Below are 20,900 nucleotides of genomic sequence, written 5' to 3'. Positions count from 1 at the left end.
ATTTTTGGAGGTAATATTTTGAAAAAACAAATCGAAGTTGTAGGTGCAATTATCTTTAATGATGATAAGGTACTTTGTGCACAAAGAAATGAAAATATGAGTTTACCTCTTATGTGGGAATTCCCTGGTGGTAAAATAGAAAAAGGTGAATCTGAAATAGAAGCTTTAAAACGTGAGATCAGTGAAGAGATGTTATGTGATCTTGAAGTTGGTGATAAAGTTACTTCTACTTCTTATGAATATGACTTTGGAATTGTTAACCTTCATACATATAAATGTAAATTGAAAGAAAAAATGCCTACACTTACTGAACATAAAAGTATTCAATGGCTTGATGTTAAAGATCTTGAAACTTTAGAATGGGCCCCAGCCGATATACCTGCTGTCAAAATCATTGTAGATGAGGTATAAATATGAACAATTTATTAGAAGACTTTAATCAGTCGCTACACAAAGGGTTTATAGATCGTACAATTTCACATAAAGGTAATTTCATGCCTAAATTATTGGTCAATAATAATGAAGAAAATGTACTTTCAACTATTATTAATGAACTACATAAATGTAAGACATTCACGATTTCAGTCGCTTTTATCACAGAAGGTGGATTAGCAAGTTTAAAATCGCATCTATATGATTTAGACAAAAAAGGTGTTCGAGGTAAAATTATTACTTCGAATTATTTAGGGTTCAACACGCCTAAAATGTATAAAGAACTATTAAAGCTTAAAAATGTAGATGTAAAATTAACTGGTGTTAGTGGATTTCACGCAAAAGGATATGTATTTGACCATGAACATTATTCGTCCATGATTGTCGGAAGTTCTAATTTAACTTCTAATGCTTTAAAAGTTAACTACGAACATAATATCTTGCTTTCTACTCAAAAGAATGGCGATCTCGTTTATAATGTTAAAGCTCAATTTGATGAACTATGGCATAATAGTACACCTCTTTCTGATAAATGGATTCAAGATTATGAGAAGACATATGATGCGCGTAATTTAAAAGAAGCCTATCGTATCACCGAGCAACAAAATGAAATCCAAAGAAATATTGATGAAGCAGTTAGAATCGAACCTAACATTATGCAAAAAGAAGCATTACATTCATTAGCTGAACTCAGAAAAGAGCATAAAGATAAAGCACTGATTATTTCAGCTACTGGTACAGGAAAAACAATTCTCTCTGCATTAGATGTGAGAAGTTACAATCCTAATCAATTTCTTTTTATCGTTCATAATGAAGGCATTCTAAAAAGAGCTATTCAAGAATTTAAAAAAGTACTGCCATTCGCACAAGATGAAGACTTTGGCTTACTAACAGGGAAACAAAAGAATACTAATGCTAAATATTTATTTGCAACGATTCAAACATTATCTAAAGAAGATGTTTTTAGGCAGTTTGATGAAAAATACTTTGATTATATCGTTTACGATGAAGCACATCGATCTGCTGCCTCATCATATCAAAAGGTATTCAATTACTTTACACCTGATTTTGTACTCGGGATGACCGCAACACCTGAAAGAACCGATAATTTAAATATATTTGAAATGTTCGATTACAACATTGCTTATGAAATTAGGTTACAAAAAGCGCTGGAAAGTGAAATACTATGCCCGTTCCATTATTTCGGTGTTACAGACTATGTTCATAATGGGCAATCTACAGATGATTTCAGTAGTTTAGCAGATTTAACTTCTGATGAAAGAGTTAAGCATATACTAGAAAAAACTCAATACTATGGTTATTCTGGTGATACGCTTAAAGGACTTATTTTCGTAAGTAGAAAAGACGAAGCATGGGAACTCGCTAAAAAATTAACAGCTCTTAACGTACCTTCGCTTGCATTAACTGGTGAAGATAATATGGATAAACGACAAGAAGCAATCGAACAACTAAAATCAGGAGAAATCAATTACATTATTACCGTTAACTTATTTAACGAAGGTATTGATATCGCACCTGTAAATCAGATTGTCATGTTAAGGGAGACAGAATCAAGTATTATCTTTATTCAACAGCTTGGTAGAGGTTTAAGAAAAGCGGAAAACAAAGAATATTTAACGGTTATTGATTTCATAGGTAACTATAAGAAAAACTACCTCATTCCAGTCGCATTATCTGGTGATCAATCACAAAATAAAGATAATTATAGAAGATTTATAGCGGATAATACTGCATTAACAGGTGTTTCTACTATCAACTTTGAAGAAGTAGCTAAGAAACAAATTTATGATTCACTGAAACAAGTCAATTTGAGTTCAGCAGCTCACATTAAACAGGCTTTTAATGAAGTTGAACAAAGAATTGGTCGAACGCCATTATTAATGGATTTCATTAGACAGAATTCAATAGATCCTAGTGTGATATATTCTAGTGACAGTACTTATAATAACTATCATGAATTTTTAGTCAGATTTAAGAAAATTGAAGACACCTTAACTAAAAATGAAAGTCTCAACTTAACGTTCTTGTCACGAGAAATTGCACCAGGCTTAAAAAATGTTGATTATACAATTTTAGAAGCTATTATGAGAAGACCTCATAAAATACATGAGCTACTACCAATCGCACAACAAATTGATTCAAACGTTACAAACGATGATATTCAGACAACCTTGAAAATTTTAGACCATCGTTTCTTTAGCGTTACAATAAACAAAACGTATGGTAGCCCTATTATCAACATAATCGATGATGAGGTTAGACTGACCGATACATTTTCAGCAGCGCTAGAAAAAACAGAGTTCAAAACATACGTTGATGACATTATCGAATTAGCTAAATACAATAATATGGTACATCACGGTAACCAAAACGGCCTACTACTGTATAACAAATATACAAGAAAAGACTTCGTTAAATTACTAAACTGGAAATCTGATGAGTCTGGAATAATATACGGCTATAAATTCGGAAATAATACTTTACCAATTTTCATTACATATCATAAACAAGATGATATCAGTGATAATACAAAGTACGAAGACGAATTCCTAAGCCCTGACGAACTCAAATGGTTTACAAGAAGCAATCTTACATTAGAATCAAAAGAAGTCCAAAAAATCCTAGCACATCAAGAAAATAATGTAGATATGTATATCTTTGTAAAGAAAGAAGATGTGGCAGATGGGAAAGAATTTTATTACCTGGGAAAAGCCCACTACATTAAAGATTCAGCTGAACAAACAATCATGCCAAACGCAAAACAACAAAATATCGTCACAATGACATTATCTATGGAAACACCTGTAAAAGACGAAATATATAGATATATTATAGAGGCGTAGGAAAAAGTCTAGGACATTAATGTTCTAGACTTTTCTATAGTATGAACCACTCTCATTGCTAATCACCTGCTTCTTGTACTTTAACTAAATTATATTAAATACTCTTTAATTTGTGCTATGAGTATTAAATTATTACAAAAAAATAACCATTCCCAACTAGTAATCAAGTTTACGGAATGATTGATATTATCTTTATATTAATATAAGCAAGTTCGAAAGATAGTGGCTAATCTCTATTTCAAGGGTGATGCCTATGATGTTGGTTTTTGCTCCTTGAAAGTAGTAGAATGACTGATTATGAAATTCTAATGGTTGTCATATCAATCATTGGTTTAATATTAATTAGCAACAATCAAAAAAAGTAACCATTCCAACTTTTGACCGAGTTCCGGAATGATTACTTATTATTGTTCTAAAAACTTCAGCCACCGTCTTTCGAACGGGCTAACAGGCCAACGTGTTGTAGCACGTCGACATTTTATAATTAAATTATACAATAACCCATAATATTATGTCTATAACAACCAAAAATAATGTTACAAATACTGGTAATTTGGTATAATATAACAGAGCAAGTTGGATTGATGGTGGCTAATCTTAGTATAGAGTGAGGTGGTGCTTATGAAAGTATCTACAAAATCTTTAGAAAGGAGACGCCTTTTGTGATTCCAATTGTCGATGCAATTAGGCTGATGATAGATTTCGGTACTTTTATCGTAGTCTTAATTGGCTTAGTCATTACAATTGTGAAATTAAGCACAAAAAAGTAACCATCTCTAACTTTGACCAGTTAAATGGTTACTTTTTTTAATCAACTATGGTCACCGTCTTTCGAACGGGCTCATTGGGCAACGTGTTCGCGCACGTTGTCCTTTTTCATTTACATAATATCATAATTTGGTATATTTTGTCTATTTTATATGTTCTTTGATTTCTTAACACCTACCTCTCTTTAAATCGCATTATTGCTAAATTTAAAAAGACACTTGCTGCTTTTGAGATATCATAATGTTTATTATATGCAATTGCTACTGTGTTCTTATAAACGAACTCATTTAATTTGAAGTACTTTACGTTTTGATGTGATGATTTCATTTTCACACTTGCTGGTACGACTGTTATGCCTAACCCTTCGTTTACTAAGTAAAGTGCATTATCTACATTAATGGTTTCTACTATTGTTTGTGGCTTCAAATCATGATCTTCAAAAAATGTATCCGTCACTCTGCGTAATGTCATATTGTTCTTAAGCAGTATAAATTTTTCTCGATTCAATTTGTTAATCGCAAATGGTAATTTATGTTCTGAAGATTGTACATATTTCGCTAATGGATTCTGATCTGGGATGGCTAAATACAATGCTTCTGTATATAACGTTTCATAGTCTATTTCTTCATTATTGATTGGTAATATGGTAATGCAAATATCTATTTTATGTTCTGCAAGTAGCACTTCTATTTGATTCGCACTGTCTTCTATTAATTCAACTTCGATACCTGGATAGTTCTTTATAAATTCAGGCAAAATATTATATAAAGTATGTGATGCTAGAAATGGGTTTACCCCTATTTTTAAGCGTCCTTTTTCTAAATTGGCGATTTCTTGTAATTCATAAGCCATTTTTTGAGAGATGTTCTCCATTTCTTCTGCATAAGCTAAATAACGTTCTCCTGCGTAAGTTAATGTTAAAGGATTACTTTCTCTATCAATGAGTTTAACCCCTACTTCTGATTCTATATCTTTCAAAAATTTACTTAAATAAGGTTGTGAAACGTATAAATGTTTAGCTGCATGCGAAATGTTTCCAAATCTCACAATTGCCTCTAAATATGATTTAGCATGTAATTTGTTCATAGGTTCATGTCCCCTTTATGTCTATCTTTATAAGCGTAACCCCTTATGATACTTGCTTTCATACACCTCTATAACTAATTAGTTATCACGCTAATAACTAAACAAGTCTTTTACTTCAGGCGATTTCAGGCGAATAATAGTATATGTAATCACATAAATCGTAATTGTTATAGGGGGATTTTATGGAAACAATAGGTACGATTGGCATCATTATAGGTATCCTCTTCATTATTTATTTATCAATGAAAGGTTATTCTATTTTGGTTATAGGGCCAATAGCTTCAATCATTGTTATTCTAACAAATGGCTTACCGTTCTTTAATTCTTTAGTCGGTACTGAAGAATCGTATATGACTGGTCTCGCCGGTTTTATTATTAGTTTCTTTGGTGTATTCATTCTAGGTTCACTACTCGCGAAGTATATGGACCAAAGTGGTGCAGCACAATCTATCGCTGAAAAAATCATTAGCAAAGTTGGTACAAACAATCCATATTCTATATTAGTAGCAATCTTCTTAATTACTGCTATTTTAACATATGGAGGCATTAGCCTGTTTGTTGTTGTCTTTGTTATTGTGCCTTTAGCTAAACCATTATTCAAGCAATTAAATATCGCTTGGAACTTAATTGGTATTCCAATCATGTTAGGTTTAGGTACGTTCACGATGACGATGCTCCCTGGTACACCGTCAGTACAAAACGTTGTCCCTACTAAATACTTAGGTACAACTTTAACAGCAGCACCTTTACTAGGTATTATCGGTGCAGTTGTCGCAATAGTATTTGGGTTATGGTATATGAAATATGCATTAAATAAAAGTCTTAAAAAAGGTGAAACATTCGATGACTTTAATATCGAACAAGACGATTCTGATCAATCTAAAAATAAAACACCGAACTTTTATTTGAGTATTTTACCAATTATCGTGTTAATAGTAATTAATATTGTGGGTAGTATATTAAGAGTAGATAATGTTATTCTGATTGGTTTAGCAGTGTCCATTATCTTATCAGCTATACTATTCTATCAATATATTCCTAAACAAAAAGCAATTATTAATGATGGTGCAGTAAGTTCTATCTTACCGATGTTCTTAACAGCTTCAGCTATCGCATTTGGTACTGTTGTCACATTAGCACCAGGATTTGATGGTATTAAGACTTTCATCTTAAATATACCAGGTAATCCATTAATTAGTTTATCTATCGCATCTGCATTATTTGGTGTGATAACAGGATCTGCATCTGGTTCACTAGGTATCGTGATGCAAGCATTCGGTAAACAATATGTTGATATGGGACTCGATCCAGATGCTATTCACAGAGTAGCTACAATGTCTTCATCAATATTCACAGTTATGCCACACACAGGCGTTGTATTAACATTCTTCGCTTTAACAGGCTTAACACATAAAAACGGCTTTAAATATTTATTCATTACAAACACAGGTGCAAACTTACTCGCACTTATCGTTGTTATTTTAGCATCAATTATTCTATAAAATTCAGGAGGTTATACATTATGAGAAACGTAATCGTAACAGGATCAGGACAAGGTATTGGATATGCAATCGCACAAGCTTTTGATAAAGAAGGTGACCGTGTATTTATTTTTGATATGAGTAAAGAAGTTGCTGATAAAGCAGCACAATCTTTAAACAACGGTGTCGCTTATCAAGTAGACGTAACAGATGAACCAACTATTGAAAAATCGATTAAAGAAATCACTGAACAATATGGTCCAATAGATGTACTTGTTAACAATGCAGGTATTCAATTTATTTCTAAAGTAGAAGACTTCCCATTAGAAAAATGGAACCAAGTTATCGGTGTTATTCAAACAGGTACATTCTTAATGACTAAACACGTATTACCAAGCATGAAACAACAGAAAAAAGGTCGTATCGTTACAATTTCATCAGCACATGGTGAAATGGCAGACCCATTCAAATCAGCTTACGTTGCTTCTAAATTCGCTCAAATTGGATTTGCTAAAACAGTCGCACTTGAAGTTGTAGCAGATGGTATTACTTCAAACGCTGTATTACCAGGACCAGTTCGTACTGCTTTAATTGAAAATCAACTTGCTCACTTAGCAGAACAAGACAATTCTACTGAACAAGAAGCAATGGAAAAATACATTACAGGTAAAATGCCAATGAATCGTTTATTAGAACCATCAGAAATTGCAGATACTGTAATATTCTTAGCATCAGATGGTGCTTCAGCAATTACTGGTGAAACAATCAGTGTATCAGGCGGTTCTAACGCATAATTTATAAACAAACAAATTATCTAAGGAAGTGTTCAAATGGCTAATTTAAAAGATCAATTAATCGGAACTTGGAAATTAGTAAGATATCAAGATGAAACTGAAAACGGAGAAATCTTTTTCCCATTAGGTAAAGATGCAACAGGATTTATCATGTATAACCCAGACGGCTATATGTCAGCACAATTAATGCAACAAGGCCGTCCAGCATATGAATCAGGAGATTTACACACAGGTACACAAGATGAAATGGCTACAGCAGCACACGGATACGTAGCATACTCAGGTAAATTTGAATTAGATGAAGAAAATTCAACAGTGTACCATACAATGGAAGTAAGCATGAACCCAACATGGTTAGGAGAAACACAACCAAGAATCTTCACATTAGAAGGCGATACACTAAGTATCATAAACGGTAACGTTCCCAACCAAAAACTCGTTTGGGAACGTGTGAAATAATTAAATAATAATGATGATGAGAAAACCGGGACTAGTATGGCAGTCCCGGTTTTTTTCTGTTTTGAGATGGGAGGATGGGGCTGGAGATGGAGTGGCTGGTGGATCTTTTAGGGAGGCTGATGGATCTAGGGAGGATTGGTCGATTGGATTGGCGGGTTGGCGGAGGGAAATAGGAAAAGTGGGCGCTATGTTGCTTGTTTGGGGTGTCTTGCAATATACGTATGTTCTATGTTGCTTGATTGGGGTGTCTTGCAACATACGGAGGTTCTATGTTGCTTGTTTGGATAGTCTTGCAACATACAGATGTTCTATGTTGCTTGTTTGGGCTGTCTTGCAACATACGGATGTTCTATGTTGCTTGTTTGGATAGTCTTGCAACATACGGGAGTTCTATGTTGCTTGTTTGGGGAGTCTTGCAATATACGGAGCGCTTATTTATCTTGTTTGGGCATTCTTGATAAATACAAGCCCGTTATTTATCTTGTTTCACCAGTCTTGATAAATATAAGGTCCTGAACATTGCTAGTCACGCTCCACTTGCAATATTCAGCCTCCCAACATTGCTAGTCGCACCTCTCTTGCAATATTCAGACCTCCAACATTGCTAGTCGCACCTCACTTGCAATGTTCAGACCTCCAACATTGCTAGTCACACTCCACTTGCAATATTCAGCCTCCCAACATTGCTAGTCACACCTCTCTTGCAATATTCAGACCTCCAACATCCCCCATTCCCACCTTACATTCTCGTTAGACCTTCCATACATTTCTATTGTATAATTATGGTATTAATTTTCGCTCGGAGGTAATTTTCATCTGTGTCTAAAATGTATTTTTATGTAAAAGTTAAGCGCTTGGATGGACGTTTTCTGAACTATCAATTGCCTAATGATTTACAGGAAGCGATGCGTATATATCGAAAAGAAAATCCGAAGACTTGGACTAAGATGTTCAAACATGCTTTAATCAACATTCCTTTAGAACCATATAGCGCAAAGAATCGTTATCGACCATTAATTGGTGTCGGCTTAATTAAAAATGTATTCTATCTCAATAAACCAAAAGCACTGCGAACAAGAGGTCAGTTTCTAACATTTGATAATTGGTCAAAGAAAGGTTTGAAACACTTTTGGAGAAGCTCTGCTTTTTTAAGACACGATCATAAATTGAAGTCTAAGATTAATATCATGTATCAATACTACCAATGGAAAAAATGGTATAAGAATAAGGCTAAGACATAATGTAATGTCTCAGCCTTATTTTGTTTATCAACCCACTATCTCTCATCATTTCACCGACTGTTCTAAGCTATTCGGTAAAACATTTCCTTGTTGTTCTATATTTAATTCTTCTTTGAGTTGTTTATTGTATTGTTGCTTTAGGGTTGATTCATATTTATATGACCATTGTTTTAGACTGACGTAATACAGAACGCCCACTACTATGACGAGCGCTATGACCACTGGCCAGAACAACGGTGAAACGATATTCTCCTGTGAGGCTAATCCTATCGGTGAGAACAATACGAATGTAAAGGTCATTGCCCCAAATAAGACTACTGTCACTGGAATGGTATATTTCCATGGTGTCATATCTACTTTAGGATTTGGTTTGAATTGATAAGGTGTACTTAATGGCTTAATTGCTCCAATCATAATCATTAAAAGTACTTCAATGACAAACAATAATCCTTGTATGTAAATAAAGTTTATCGTCATCTCATAATGGAAAAACATCGGCAATCCCCATATGAGTAAATAATACACAATGACATGTGAAATGATTACAATTTTAGGTCCGATAGCTGGAATTCTTTTTGAAAATATCCCTACCAGTACGATTGCGATGATAGGTATGTTAAAGAATCCTGTAAACTGACGAATGATTGTCCATAAGCCTTGTGGTGCATTCATTAACATTGGCGAAATAAAGAATGTGATAAGTGCCAAGATTACGCCGAACCATTGACTCACTCTGATCATTTGTCTATCAGTCGCTTCTTTATTGATGAGTACTTTATAAATATCGTAAACAAACAATGTTGATGCACTATTAAGCAACGCATTAAAGCTCGAGAATACCGCACCTAATAGTACAGCTAGAAAGAAACCATTTAAAAATGTCGGAAAGACATCTTTAGTTAAAGTTGGATAAGCTAAATCCATATTCTTTAATCCTGAACCGTATAAATGATATGCGATAACGCCTGGTATCATCATTAAAAATGGTACAAGTATCTTAAGAAACCCTGTGAATAATGCACCCTTTTGACCTTCTGCTAAACTTTTCGCTCCGAGTGTTCTTTGAATCACATATTGATTCGTACCCCAGTAGAATAAATTAGCAAAAATCATACCTGTAAAAATCGAACCAAAGGGCACGTCATCTTGTTGTGACCCAATTGAATTAAGTTTTTCTGGATGTTCTGTAGCGATTGTCTTCATGCCAGCTAACATACTGCCATCGCCAAGTGCAATAAATCCAAGTATCGGTACTAGTATTCCGACAATCAACAAACCGATACCATTTAATGTATCTGAAATTGCAATTGCTTTTAACCCACCAAGAACTGCATACAGCATTCCGATAATGCCGATCACCCAAACGATGATCCAGATTGATTGTTCGTACGTAATGCCAAACATATTTGGTATATCAAAAATTTGTATCACAGCTAATGAGCCTGAATACAGTACTGAAGGAATGGTAATAAAGCCATAACCCACCATAAATAACACGACAATTAATAGTCTCGTTTGATGGTCGAAACGCGTATTTATAAATTCAGGAAGCGTCGTAAAGGCACCTCCTAAATATTTGGGTAATAGAATGGTTGCTAATATAATGACTGAAAATCCAGCAGTTACTTCCCATCCCATACTTGATAAGTTATTCTGATAACCTTGTCCGTTTAATCCTATTAATTGCTCGGCAGATAAATTGGTAAGAATTAAGGCACCTGCGATAAATCCGCCAGTTAATCCTCTGCCACCTAAGAAAAATCCGCCAGAACTATTTACTGTATTCTTCGTCTTATAATAAGAATACCAAGCGACAATACCGATAAAGAATGCACATGAAACAAGTGTAAAAGCTACATACATATTGTTGACCACCTCTTCAGAAGAATAACAGCTTTAACTGTTTTAATCGTTCTTAACTATGTTGCTTTGCATAACTTAATCCAATTTTTTCACGTAATGTTCCTTCGTTATAATCTTCTTGTACTAATCCTCTATCTTTTAATATTGGAACCACTTTATCTACAAATAATTGGAATTGTGTAGGATTGAGTGGTGCCATAATATTAAAGCCATCAGCAGCACCTTTCGTAAACCATTCTTCCATTCTATCTGCAACATCTTCAGGTGTCCCAACGATAATATGATGACCTCTTGCGCCAGCTACATGTTTCATAACATCTTCAAGTGTAGAATGATGTTTCTTAGCTGTTTCTTTAATCAAATCAACACGACTTTGAATATTGTTTCCTTGGTCGATTTCAACATCCTCAAATGGTGTATCTAATTCATATCCACTTAAATCTGTATCACCTAAATAAGAAGATAGTAATTCTAATCCCATTTCTTTCGGAATCAAATCTTGCAACTCATTATAATTCTTTTCCGCCTCTCCTCTCGTTTCACCAATAAATGGGAATATTCCTGGCATAATCACAACGTCTTGGTGATCGCCTCTTTTTTCTTTAACTTTACGTTTTAAATTTTCCGCAAAACGAACAGCTGCATCCACATCATTCTGAGCGGTAAACACGACTTCTGCATACTTAGCCGCAAAATCAATGCCTTTCTTAGAAGAACCCGCTTGCACAAGTAAAGGGTGACCTTGAGGCGGTTGTTCAATATTTAATGGACCTTTCACACTGTAAAATCGTCCTTTATAATCAATTGTCTTAGGTTGATAGTCAGGCAATAATCTACCTTCATCGTGTAACTTTTCAGGATTCACATCTTCCCATGAATGCCATAACTGTTTAGAAACTTCTACAAATTCATCCGCTTGCTCATACCTTAAATCATGATCCACATTATTTGTTCCATTAAAATTCGATGCAGTCGCATTAATTCCAGAAGTAACAATGTTCCAACCAGCTCTACCATTACTATAATGATCTAAAGAAGCAAAGATTCTTGCTAGATTGAACGGTTCAGAATATGTCGTTGAACCCGTTACAATTAGACCCAAATGCTTCGTTTCTCTAGCTACAATAGACATGAGTGATAAAGGTTCGAAAAATGAAAACATATCAGGATGTGTCTTCTTATCAACATACAAACTGTCTGATACAAACAAGAAATCAAACTTAGCCTTTTCCAAAATCTTTGCCTGTTCAATCGTCTTCTCTAAATTCATACCACCCTTTTTGATAGACTCAGGATGTCTACTACTCGCAACATGATGTCCAAAACCTGTTAAAAAATATCCTAATTTCATTCTTTTCATCTTTGTTCCCCTCCATTATTTATTATTCCGATTGGATTAATAAGAAATATCTTACCATTGTCTATTTATAGAGTCAATTTACAATTTTCAAAAAATTTATTTTTAAAAATAAAAATACCTACCAACATCAATTATTGGTAGGTATAGATAAATTCAATTTATATAAAAAGTCGAAAACTTATTTTTTCTTCTTTTTCTCTTCCATAATCGCAAGAATAATAAAGCCAACAATGAATACAGGAATGAATGCAGCAATAAACATCATTTGAAACACCTCTTATCTTAATATTCTTTATATCATGCTTATCATACCAAGAAATAAGATAAGGTCATAGTAAACAAGTGTGGTGGGATGGGAAATTAATATTTACAACGACGCAAACATTCTAGATAAGGTGTTAAGTATGTTATCTAAATCTTTTTCATTGATTTCAATGTCTTCGGCTACGTAATTTTCTAATATAGAAAGTACTGAAGCGACATATGCTGCGATGATAATATCAATATGTGATGAATCATATATATGCCCTGATTCATGAATATGTTGTTTGATACCTTCTGACATATTCTTTTTTAAAATATTTTGGATAGACGCTTTCTTATTAGATATCACTTGAGAAAATGCATCTTTATATTTATCTACAATTTTTATCAATTCTTTTAAACATTTCTCTGGCGAGAGTGTTATATCTGTAAAAACTGCTTCATGTTCTATGATGTAATCTAAGCATGAGGATAACAAATGATATTTGTCTTCAAAATGGGCATAAAATGTTGTTCTGTGCACCATTGCTTCATCACAAATTGCCTGTACTGTTATTTCATCGAAACTTTGTTTTTCTAACAATGTGATAAGTGATGTGTGCAATAGTTTGTATGTCTTTTGTACTCTTAAATCCCATTTATTATATGATTTCATTTGTAAATCCTCCTTTGTATTCATTTTGGCATTTATGATTTTTTAATGAGTTCTGCCAAAATTTTATTAATGCTTTCAATATTGTTACTTTGTTGTTTCAATATATCCAAAATTTCTTCTTTATTTTGTTCATCGACTTCAATATGCTGATCCATTAATGGACTATTGATATGCATATTCGTTTCGGATGTAGGTTGATGATATGTTTGATTTTGCTTAGCTGTATGTTCTAAATCACGACCTTCGATATCAATATGAGGAATCAGTTTGCTTAACCACGCTGGCACAAACCATGTTGCTTTTCCTAATAAAGTTGTAAGTGCCGGAATTAATGTTAATCGTACTATAAATGCATCAAACAATACACCTAAAGCTAATGACAGACCCATTGATTTAATAATTGGATCTTCTTGGAATACAAATGCGATAAATACTGAGAACATAATCAATGCTGCTGCAACGATAACTGGACCACTCTTTTTAATACCTAATTTTACTGCTAGTTTATTATCCTTAGTCTTATTATATTCTTCATGTATTCTCGACATTAAAAATACTTCATAGTCCATTGCTAGTCCAAATAATAAACTGATGAGAATGACAGGTAACATCGCAAATAATGGACCTGGTGTATCAATACCAAATAGTTCTGACATGACACCATCTTGCATAATAAGTGTTGTGACACCCATACTTGCTAATAGCGATAGTATAAATCCTAATACAGCTTTTAGAGGTACAAGTATAGATCTAAATACAACCATTAATAAAATGAACGCTAGTGCGACTATGACGCTCGCAAATAGTGGAATACTTTTATTGATTTTCTCTGCCATATCAATGTTGATTACACTTTGACTTGATACTTCCGTTTTGAAGTTATAATCTTTTTTAGCATCATCATTATAGTCTCTTAAATCATGTACTAATTGATTCGTCGTTTCGTCATTTGGTCCTTTTTCTGGAACGATAATTACTAAAGCATAATCTTTATTCTCACTCATCATAGGTGGTAAGACAGTATCAACATTTTTGATGTCTTTTACATCTTTCGTTAAACTTTGTAAATCTTGTTGAAGTGCCTGCATATCATCTTTTTTATTTTTGACATTCACAAGCATCGCGATTTGACCGTTATAACCTTCACCGAATTTATCAGAAATAATGTTGTATGCTTTATGTTGTGTCGTATGGCTAGGATTCATGCCATCATCAGGAATACCTAAACGCATATCTTTTACTGGAATAATCGCTAATACAATGATGATTAAACCTACAAGAATAGCCAATAAAGGCTTATTAACAACGAATTTTGACCAGAATGAATCTGCATCATTTTTATTTTGAACGTTCTGTTTATTAGGTTTAATATGCTTATGGAATATACCAACTAATACAGGTACTAACGTAATCGCTGTTAACATAGCAAATATGACGCTAATAGCTGCAACTAAACCTGTAGTCGTTAAGAAATCGATGCCTAACACTGATAAACCTAATACAGCAATTAAGACTGTAACACCTGCAAATACGACTGCACTACCAGCAGTTCCCGTTGCTAAACCGATTGCTTTTATTGTGTCAGGTTCATCTCGTTTAATCTCTTTATATCTCGAAAGAATAAACAATGCATAATCGATGCTTAAAGCTAAGCCAATCATAACAGCAAGCGTTAACGTTACGTTTGGGATATCGAATGCTAATGTAAATAGCGATATAATGCTCACACTTGTACCTAATCCTATAATTGCACTGAGAATTGGTAAACCTGCAGCGATTAATGAACCAAATGTTATTAATAATACGATAAATGCCACTGCTATACCTACTATTTCAGAAGTAGCACCTACATCTGTAGTCTTCATACCTGTTCCAGTATATTCAACTTGAACATTATATTTATCTTCTAAATCATTAAATTTATCTTGTACTTTATCTCTTGAATCATCTGATAATGCCGTTGCAGATACATCATAATAAACTTCTGCTATAGCTGTTGTCTTATCAGAACTAATTTGTTTCATTTCATATGGATCAGATATTCTATCGACTTTTTTGTCATCATCTTTAATACTCTTCAATGAATCTTGAATATCCTTTGAAATATCAGGCTTAACAATGCCCTCTTTATCCTCTGATTTTATAACGACACGAATTTGTGCCTTATCACTATCTTGATTAAAATGATCTTTAATTTTATTATTCGTATCGACTGATTTTAAATCATTCATCGTTAAATCATTATCAAACTTAGGGTTCGTAAGTAACATTGGTACTAATACTGATAAAAGTATAACCAACCAAATAGTAGCCCCCCAACCTTTATGTTTAGCCATAAAAGTTCCTATTTTATACAATACATTTGCCATAATCTTCCTCCTAATTTCGATTGTAGTTTAAACTATATTGACATAACTACAAGATAATGGAGTACTCATTTAAATAGTAGAGATAATTAAGGGCAAAATGTAAGATAAACTACATTAGAGCATGTAATGTAGTTTTAAATTTAAAAAAACAGCCAAGGCTTGTGCTATGCCTTGGCTGTAACTCTCTATTCTTTATTTACACATTTATTATTCAAACAATGCTTCAAATGCTTGCGCTTGTATTGAACTTGCATGCTTCAATTGATTTTCTCGTTTAGTATCAGCTAATGAAGGGTCCGCTTCTATCTCTTTTAACGCATGGATTAATTGATCTTTATGTTCTAACGAGAATTGATTTTCTTTCGCAATATAATCTGCATTATGCACTGTTTCTTTATATCCTAAAATCAATAACTGGTACTCAAATGCTACTTTAATAGCATCCAGAATTTCATTACCTTTGTTAATATCTAAATAAATATCGCATATTTCATACAAAGTATGAATTTTCTCTTTAGTTGCTACAGGATATAGCGTGACATTATGATATTTATTAAGTTGAAGTAACTTTTGAGACATCTCAGTAATAGCAACAATATGAAATTGATATTGCGGGTGAGCTTTAACGATATCTTCAATATGTGGAATCTGATCAGAGTTCGTTAATGTAAGTACATTGCGCGCTTCTTTATGATTATTTTTAAACTCGTATACATAACCTGCTTTCGCAATTCTACTTTGATGTTCAGATTCTACAAGTTCACGTACTTTATTGTATTCCTCGTTACTTGGTATTAAAATTTTACTACCTCTTGTCTTATCAGCTAACATAAGCTTCATATTTCCCGGTAAACCATCCTTCATTTGTTCTTGCCAATACAAATAGTCGTGTCCTTCTACTTTTAAATCATGAAGGACTGCAAAAGGTATAGCTAAAGAATTGATTAAAAAGCTTTCTAAAGGTGTTTCGCTCATTTTCAAATAAAATATGACAAACTGTACTTTTGATTGAAAGATATACTCTTTATCGTTCCATTTCAACATAATATCATTCGTTACGAAATTCTCGCTTATAATTTCTTCATTTCGATCATTAAACCATCGTTTAACAATGCGTTTTTGATTATCATCAACCATTAATTGCGCATACTTTAAACCTTTATTATTATAATAATCAATGACTTGCGTCCTACCTTGTTTGTTCAACCATTCAATTCGCTCAACTATTCTAAAACCGTAGTTCTTCTTATATATAATTCTACCTTTTACTTCGCCCATATTTTTAATTTCTGCTGAATTATTATTACCTTCAATTTCCCAAAATCTTGGCAATGGCACTTGGTTAAAGAATAAAGGTTTTGAAGCATGATCATCATTATTTGCGAAAAACTGATAAGGTGTTATGACATTTGAAGGTAAGAAACCATTTTCTTCAATGACAATGGTCTGTACATTCACCTTTGCGTTCTCAAATGTTTTATAAAGTCTTTGTGTTCGTATATCGAAAGATTCAAATAGATTAATCATGTAGCACCTCTTCAATTAAGTGAAACCACTTTTGTTTAATATTGTCAGTCTTGTATTGTTCAGCAAGTTCATAAGATTTCTCATGAAATGATGAAGTATCATTTTTGAAAAATCGAACCACCGCATTGGCTAAATTATCGACGATTTCTTGTTCTGATTGGTGACTTTTATCGAATGGAATTAAATAACCATTTTCATGATGACTGATAAATGTTGTGTTTCCATAATCGACATCAAATCCTATCATCCCTAAACCAGAGCCGACAGCTTCCATCAATGTTAACCCGAAACCTTCACTCGTTGAACCTGCGAAAAACAATTCATAATTCGCATATACATCTTGTAACTTCACATGTCCTAAAAGTTTGATATAGTCATTTGTTTCATTTTCATCGATTAATTTTTGAAGCATGTTTCTTTCAGCGCCTTCTCCGTATATATCAAATATCAAGTCTGGAATAGATTGTTTTGCTTTGACAACGGCTTTTACTAACCAATCTATATGTTTTTCACTGGCTAATCTTGATGCCGTTATGACTGAATAAGGCTTTCTACTATCCGGTACAATCACATCATGAATACTACCAACCGGCACTGTATATATCTTTGGAAGATTGCCGTAATATTGATTAAATTGATGACTCAGAACTGCTTTTTGTCGATCTGTTGCTGCAATATAAAAATCAATTTCTCTTGAATGAGAAAATACATATTCATAATAATTATTCCATAGAATATAATCATCAGTTGTTGAATTTTCACTATAATGTTCAGCATGAATGACAACACCTAATTGAGACTCGCCTTTATTTTGAATAACAGGTTGAGCCATTCCTTTAGACCGGTCAATAAGCACAATATCCCTTGATGTTAAATGCAGACATTTCATGAAATAAGCTACAAATTCCTCTTTAGAATAGAAAATTTGATCCTTAAACATATATAACTGACCGTTATTATTTAAATACTCGTTATAAGCAATAGAACCATCTTCATTATAGAATTGTCTCATATAAACTTTCGCTCTATTTTCATGTGGCGCGTAATATTCCGAGAATGTTCTAGTGTAAGTATAGAAATCTTTCCTGATTAACTTTCCTCGAGAAACAAATTCTGCTCTATCCACATATGGCTTACCTTGTTCCTTTAGAAAGCATGTCACGTATGTTTGATTCGTTTCACTAAACAACTTTACTATTTTTTTATTTTCTTCTCGACGTGTTATTTTCATATCAAGCGTATCAATTAAATTATTTATGGTATAAGTAGTAGGTGCAATTTTAATATCTGTAAAATATTGATATATCCAAATAATTTCATGATCATAATATCCCATATGACTTGTTAAAGTTTGAATGTTCTCACGTGTCATAAAGTCTAAAAATACAAATTTCAAACTTTCCTTTTGTTCGCGTAGCATCTTAGCTCTATAAAATTGGGCATATTCGATGCCGCTACTTGCCCAACCAATACTATAATTAATATTATATATTGTCATAATAAGTCCCGTCCTTACAAATTATCATAATTATAAAAATTACAAACAAACTAACCTTCCGCAATTCTCTTTTTAAATAATTATATAATATTTGCATTTAATAAAACAAGCTAAGAGTGCATTCTCTTAGCTTGTTTTTAAAATTACTGATTATCATGATTATTTTTACGGCGACTTCTAAATAACAAAGCACCACCAAAGACTGCAAGTAAGCCACTCATCAAACCAGAATTCTGTTTAGTTTCACCTGTATCAGGTAACTTTTCATCATCAGAAGACTGATCACCATTATGATCCTTAATTTCATTAGAATCTGCATCTTCTTCAATATGATTATTTAAAGTATTTACTTCATAATTATCATCTTGAACAACATTGTTCATATTAGTATCAACTTTATTTGAAGTCTCATCTATATTCATAGCGTCGCTTCCATTTCCGCTCATTGAGTCACTCATGCTTTCTGATGTACTTTCACTTGTTGATTCACTTGTACTTTCTGAATCGCTCTCACTTGTTGACTCACTCATACTTTCTGAGTCACTTTCGCTTGTCGAATCGCTTGTACTTTCTGAACTGCTGTCGCTTGTTGACTCACTCGTGCTCTCTGAGTCACTTTCGCTTGTTGACTCACTTGTACTTTCTGAATCACTTTCACTTGTTGATTCACTTGTGCTTTCTGAATCACTTTCACTTGTTGACTCGCTCGTGCTCTCTGAATCACTTTCACTCGTTGAATCACTTGTACTTTCTGAGTCACTTTCGCTTGTTGAATCGCTTGTACTTTCTGAGTCGCTCTCACTCATTGAGTCACTCATACTTTCAGAACTGCTGTCGCTTGTTGACTCACTTGTACTTTCTGAATCACTTTCACTTGTTGATTCACTTGTGCTCTCTGAGTCACTTTCGCTTGTTGATTCACTAGATGATTCTGAAGTTATTTCTTCATATACATAAACTACAGTTTGCGGATCTCTAGTATAAACACCTGATTCACTACCATTAACTTCTTTGAGTTTATAATTACCAATTTGCTCTGGATGTGTCGAACTATAGTCTTCTCCCACTTTGCCATTCAATACTGTGTCTGGTTGTACTGGGTTTCCATTCTCATCCACATATCTTACCGTTACATGACCGTCTGCTTTTTGATACACGTACGTCACTGTTTGATTATCTCTTGAATATTCACCCTCTGGGTTGCCTTCTGTTCTTAAGTAATCATATCCTTCTATTTCGCTTGGATGTGTCGAACTATAGTCTTCTCCTACTTTGCCATTCAATACTGTATCTGGTTGTACTGGGTTTCCATTCTCATCCACATATCTCACTGTTACATGACCGTCTGCTTTTTGATACACATACGTCACTGTTTGATTATCTCTTGAATATTCTCCTGTTGGGTTGCCTTCTGTTCTTAAATAATCATATCCTTCTATTTCGCTTGGATGTGTTGAAGTGTAGTCTTCTCCTACTTTGCCATTTAAAGTTGTTGGATTTTGAATTTCAGTGCCTTCTTCATCCACATATCTTACTGTTACATGACCGTCTGCTTTTTTATACACGTACGTCACTGTTTGATTATCTCTTGAATATTCTCCCGTTGGGTTTCCTTCTGTTTCTAGATAATTGTATTCATTGATTTGCTCTGGATGTGTCGAGCTATAGTCTTCTCCTACTTTGCCATTCAAAGTTGTTGGTTCTTGAATTTTGTTTCCATTCTCATCCACATATCTCACTGTTACATGACCGTCTGCTTTTTTATACACGTACGTCACTGTTTGGTTGTCTCTTGAATACTTACCTGTTTCATTACCCTCTACTCGCTCAATATCGTATTCTTTTATATGTTCTGGATGCGTTGAACTATAATCTTCTCCTACTTTGCCATTCAATACTGTATCTGGTTGTATCGGGTTTCCATTCTCATCCACATATCTCACTGTTACATGACCGTCTGCTTTTTGATACACATACGTCACTGTTTGATTATCTCTTGAATATTCTCCTGTTGGGTTACCCTCTGTTTCTAGATAATTGTATTCATTGATTCGTTCTGGATGTGTCGAACTATAGTCTTCTCCTACTTTGCCATTCAAAGTTGTTGGTTCTTGAATTTTGTTTCCATTCTCATCCACATATCTTACCGTTACATGACCGTCTGCTTTTTGATACACATACGTCACTGTTTGATTATCTCTTGAATATTCTCCCGTTGGGTTGCCTTCTGTTTCTAGAT

At 33.6% G+C, this 20,900-nt stretch carries 15 protein-coding genes; 7 read left to right on the top strand and 8 right to left on the bottom strand.

Annotated features, from left to right (window positions below; genetic code table 11):
* The first annotated feature begins 18 nt into the window (after positions 1-18).
* The 3 genes from LQ677_RS14110 (at position 19) to LQ677_RS14100 (ending at position 4,066) form a co-directional block, all read left to right on the top strand.
* Complete coding sequence (locus LQ677_RS14110) at positions 19-411, top strand: (deoxy)nucleoside triphosphate pyrophosphohydrolase (protein WP_025905399.1); 393 nt, start codon at positions 19-21, stop codon at positions 409-411.
* A gap of 2 nt (positions 412-413) precedes the next feature.
* Positions 414-3,296: a DEAD/DEAH box helicase gene (locus tag LQ677_RS14105; RefSeq protein ID WP_239749062.1), complete on the top strand. Its 2,883-nt coding sequence runs from the start codon at positions 414-416 to the stop codon at positions 3,294-3,296.
* A 662-nt stretch (positions 3,297-3,958) separates the two neighbouring features.
* Positions 3,959-4,066: a putative holin-like toxin gene (locus LQ677_RS14100; RefSeq protein ID WP_374199848.1), complete on the top strand. Its 108-nt coding sequence runs from the start codon at positions 3,959-3,961 to the stop codon at positions 4,064-4,066.
* Between the two features lie 172 nt (positions 4,067-4,238).
* Here LQ677_RS14100 and LQ677_RS14095 read toward each other — a convergent pair whose 3' ends face one another.
* Positions 4,239-5,150: a LysR family transcriptional regulator gene (locus LQ677_RS14095; RefSeq protein WP_204253195.1), complete on the bottom strand. Its 912-nt coding sequence runs from the start codon at positions 5,148-5,150 to the stop codon at positions 4,239-4,241.
* 182 nt (positions 5,151-5,332) lie between these two features.
* Between LQ677_RS14095 and LQ677_RS14090 the strand changes: the two genes are divergently transcribed.
* The 4 genes from LQ677_RS14090 (at position 5,333) to LQ677_RS14075 (ending at position 9,125) form a co-directional block, all read left to right on the top strand.
* Entirely contained in the window at positions 5,333-6,652 is a 1,320-nt protein-coding gene (locus tag LQ677_RS14090) for a GntP family permease (RefSeq protein WP_239749061.1), read from the top strand.
* 17 nt (positions 6,653-6,669) lie between these two features.
* The gene (locus tag LQ677_RS14085) at positions 6,670-7,425 is read left to right on the top strand and encodes an SDR family NAD(P)-dependent oxidoreductase (protein ID WP_037589131.1); all 756 of its coding nucleotides are present in this window, start codon (positions 6,670-6,672) and stop codon (positions 7,423-7,425) included.
* Positions 7,426-7,461: 36 nt separating this feature from the next.
* A complete protein-coding gene (locus LQ677_RS14080) occupies positions 7,462-7,884 on the top strand; it encodes a lipocalin-like domain-containing protein (RefSeq protein WP_037589130.1) in 423 nt (140 codons plus the stop codon).
* Positions 7,885-8,711: 827 nt separating this feature from the next.
* Complete coding sequence (locus tag LQ677_RS14075) at positions 8,712-9,125, top strand: DUF7679 family protein (RefSeq protein WP_481817147.1); 414 nt, start codon at positions 8,712-8,714, stop codon at positions 9,123-9,125.
* 45 nt (positions 9,126-9,170) lie between these two features.
* Here LQ677_RS14075 and LQ677_RS14070 read toward each other — a convergent pair whose 3' ends face one another.
* From LQ677_RS14070 to LQ677_RS14745, 7 genes are all read right to left on the bottom strand, one after another.
* On the bottom strand, positions 9,171-10,988 hold the full coding sequence (locus LQ677_RS14070) for a solute:sodium symporter family transporter (RefSeq protein ID WP_239749059.1): 1,818 nt from the start codon (positions 10,986-10,988) through the stop codon (positions 9,171-9,173).
* Between the two features lie 52 nt (positions 10,989-11,040).
* Complete coding sequence (locus tag LQ677_RS14065) at positions 11,041-12,348, bottom strand: LLM class flavin-dependent oxidoreductase (RefSeq protein ID WP_239749058.1); 1,308 nt, start codon at positions 12,346-12,348, stop codon at positions 11,041-11,043.
* 367 nt (positions 12,349-12,715) lie between these two features.
* Entirely contained in the window at positions 12,716-13,267 is a 552-nt protein-coding gene (locus LQ677_RS14750) for a TetR/AcrR family transcriptional regulator (RefSeq protein WP_275583298.1), read from the bottom strand.
* 32 nt (positions 13,268-13,299) lie between these two features.
* The gene (locus LQ677_RS14055; protein ID WP_239749057.1) at positions 13,300-15,636 is read right to left on the bottom strand and encodes an MMPL family transporter; all 2,337 of its coding nucleotides are present in this window, start codon (positions 15,634-15,636) and stop codon (positions 13,300-13,302) included.
* Between the two features lie 207 nt (positions 15,637-15,843).
* Positions 15,844-17,163 (bottom strand): accessory Sec system glycosylation chaperone GtfB, encoded by a 1,320-nt coding sequence (gene gtfB / locus LQ677_RS14050; protein ID WP_239749056.1) that lies wholly within the window; start codon positions 17,161-17,163, stop codon positions 15,844-15,846.
* Entirely contained in the window at positions 17,156-18,661 is a 1,506-nt protein-coding gene (gene gtfA, locus LQ677_RS14045; RefSeq protein WP_239749055.1) for an accessory Sec system glycosyltransferase GtfA, read from the bottom strand. Before gtfA ends, gtfB begins: the two co-directional genes overlap by 8 nt.
* Before the next feature lie 143 nt (positions 18,662-18,804).
* Positions 18,805-20,900: MucBP domain-containing protein (locus LQ677_RS14745; protein ID WP_275583297.1), on the bottom strand; the 2,096-nt coding region annotated here is incomplete at its 5' end.

It is taken from the genome of Mammaliicoccus sp. Q-M61, from assembly GCF_022386055.1.
In the GTDB taxonomy this organism is placed as follows: domain Bacteria; phylum Bacillota; class Bacilli; order Staphylococcales; family Staphylococcaceae; genus Mammaliicoccus; species Mammaliicoccus sciuri_A.
The sequence above is the reverse complement of the archived record's forward strand: the minus strand, read 5'-3'. Positions and strand labels throughout refer to the sequence as shown.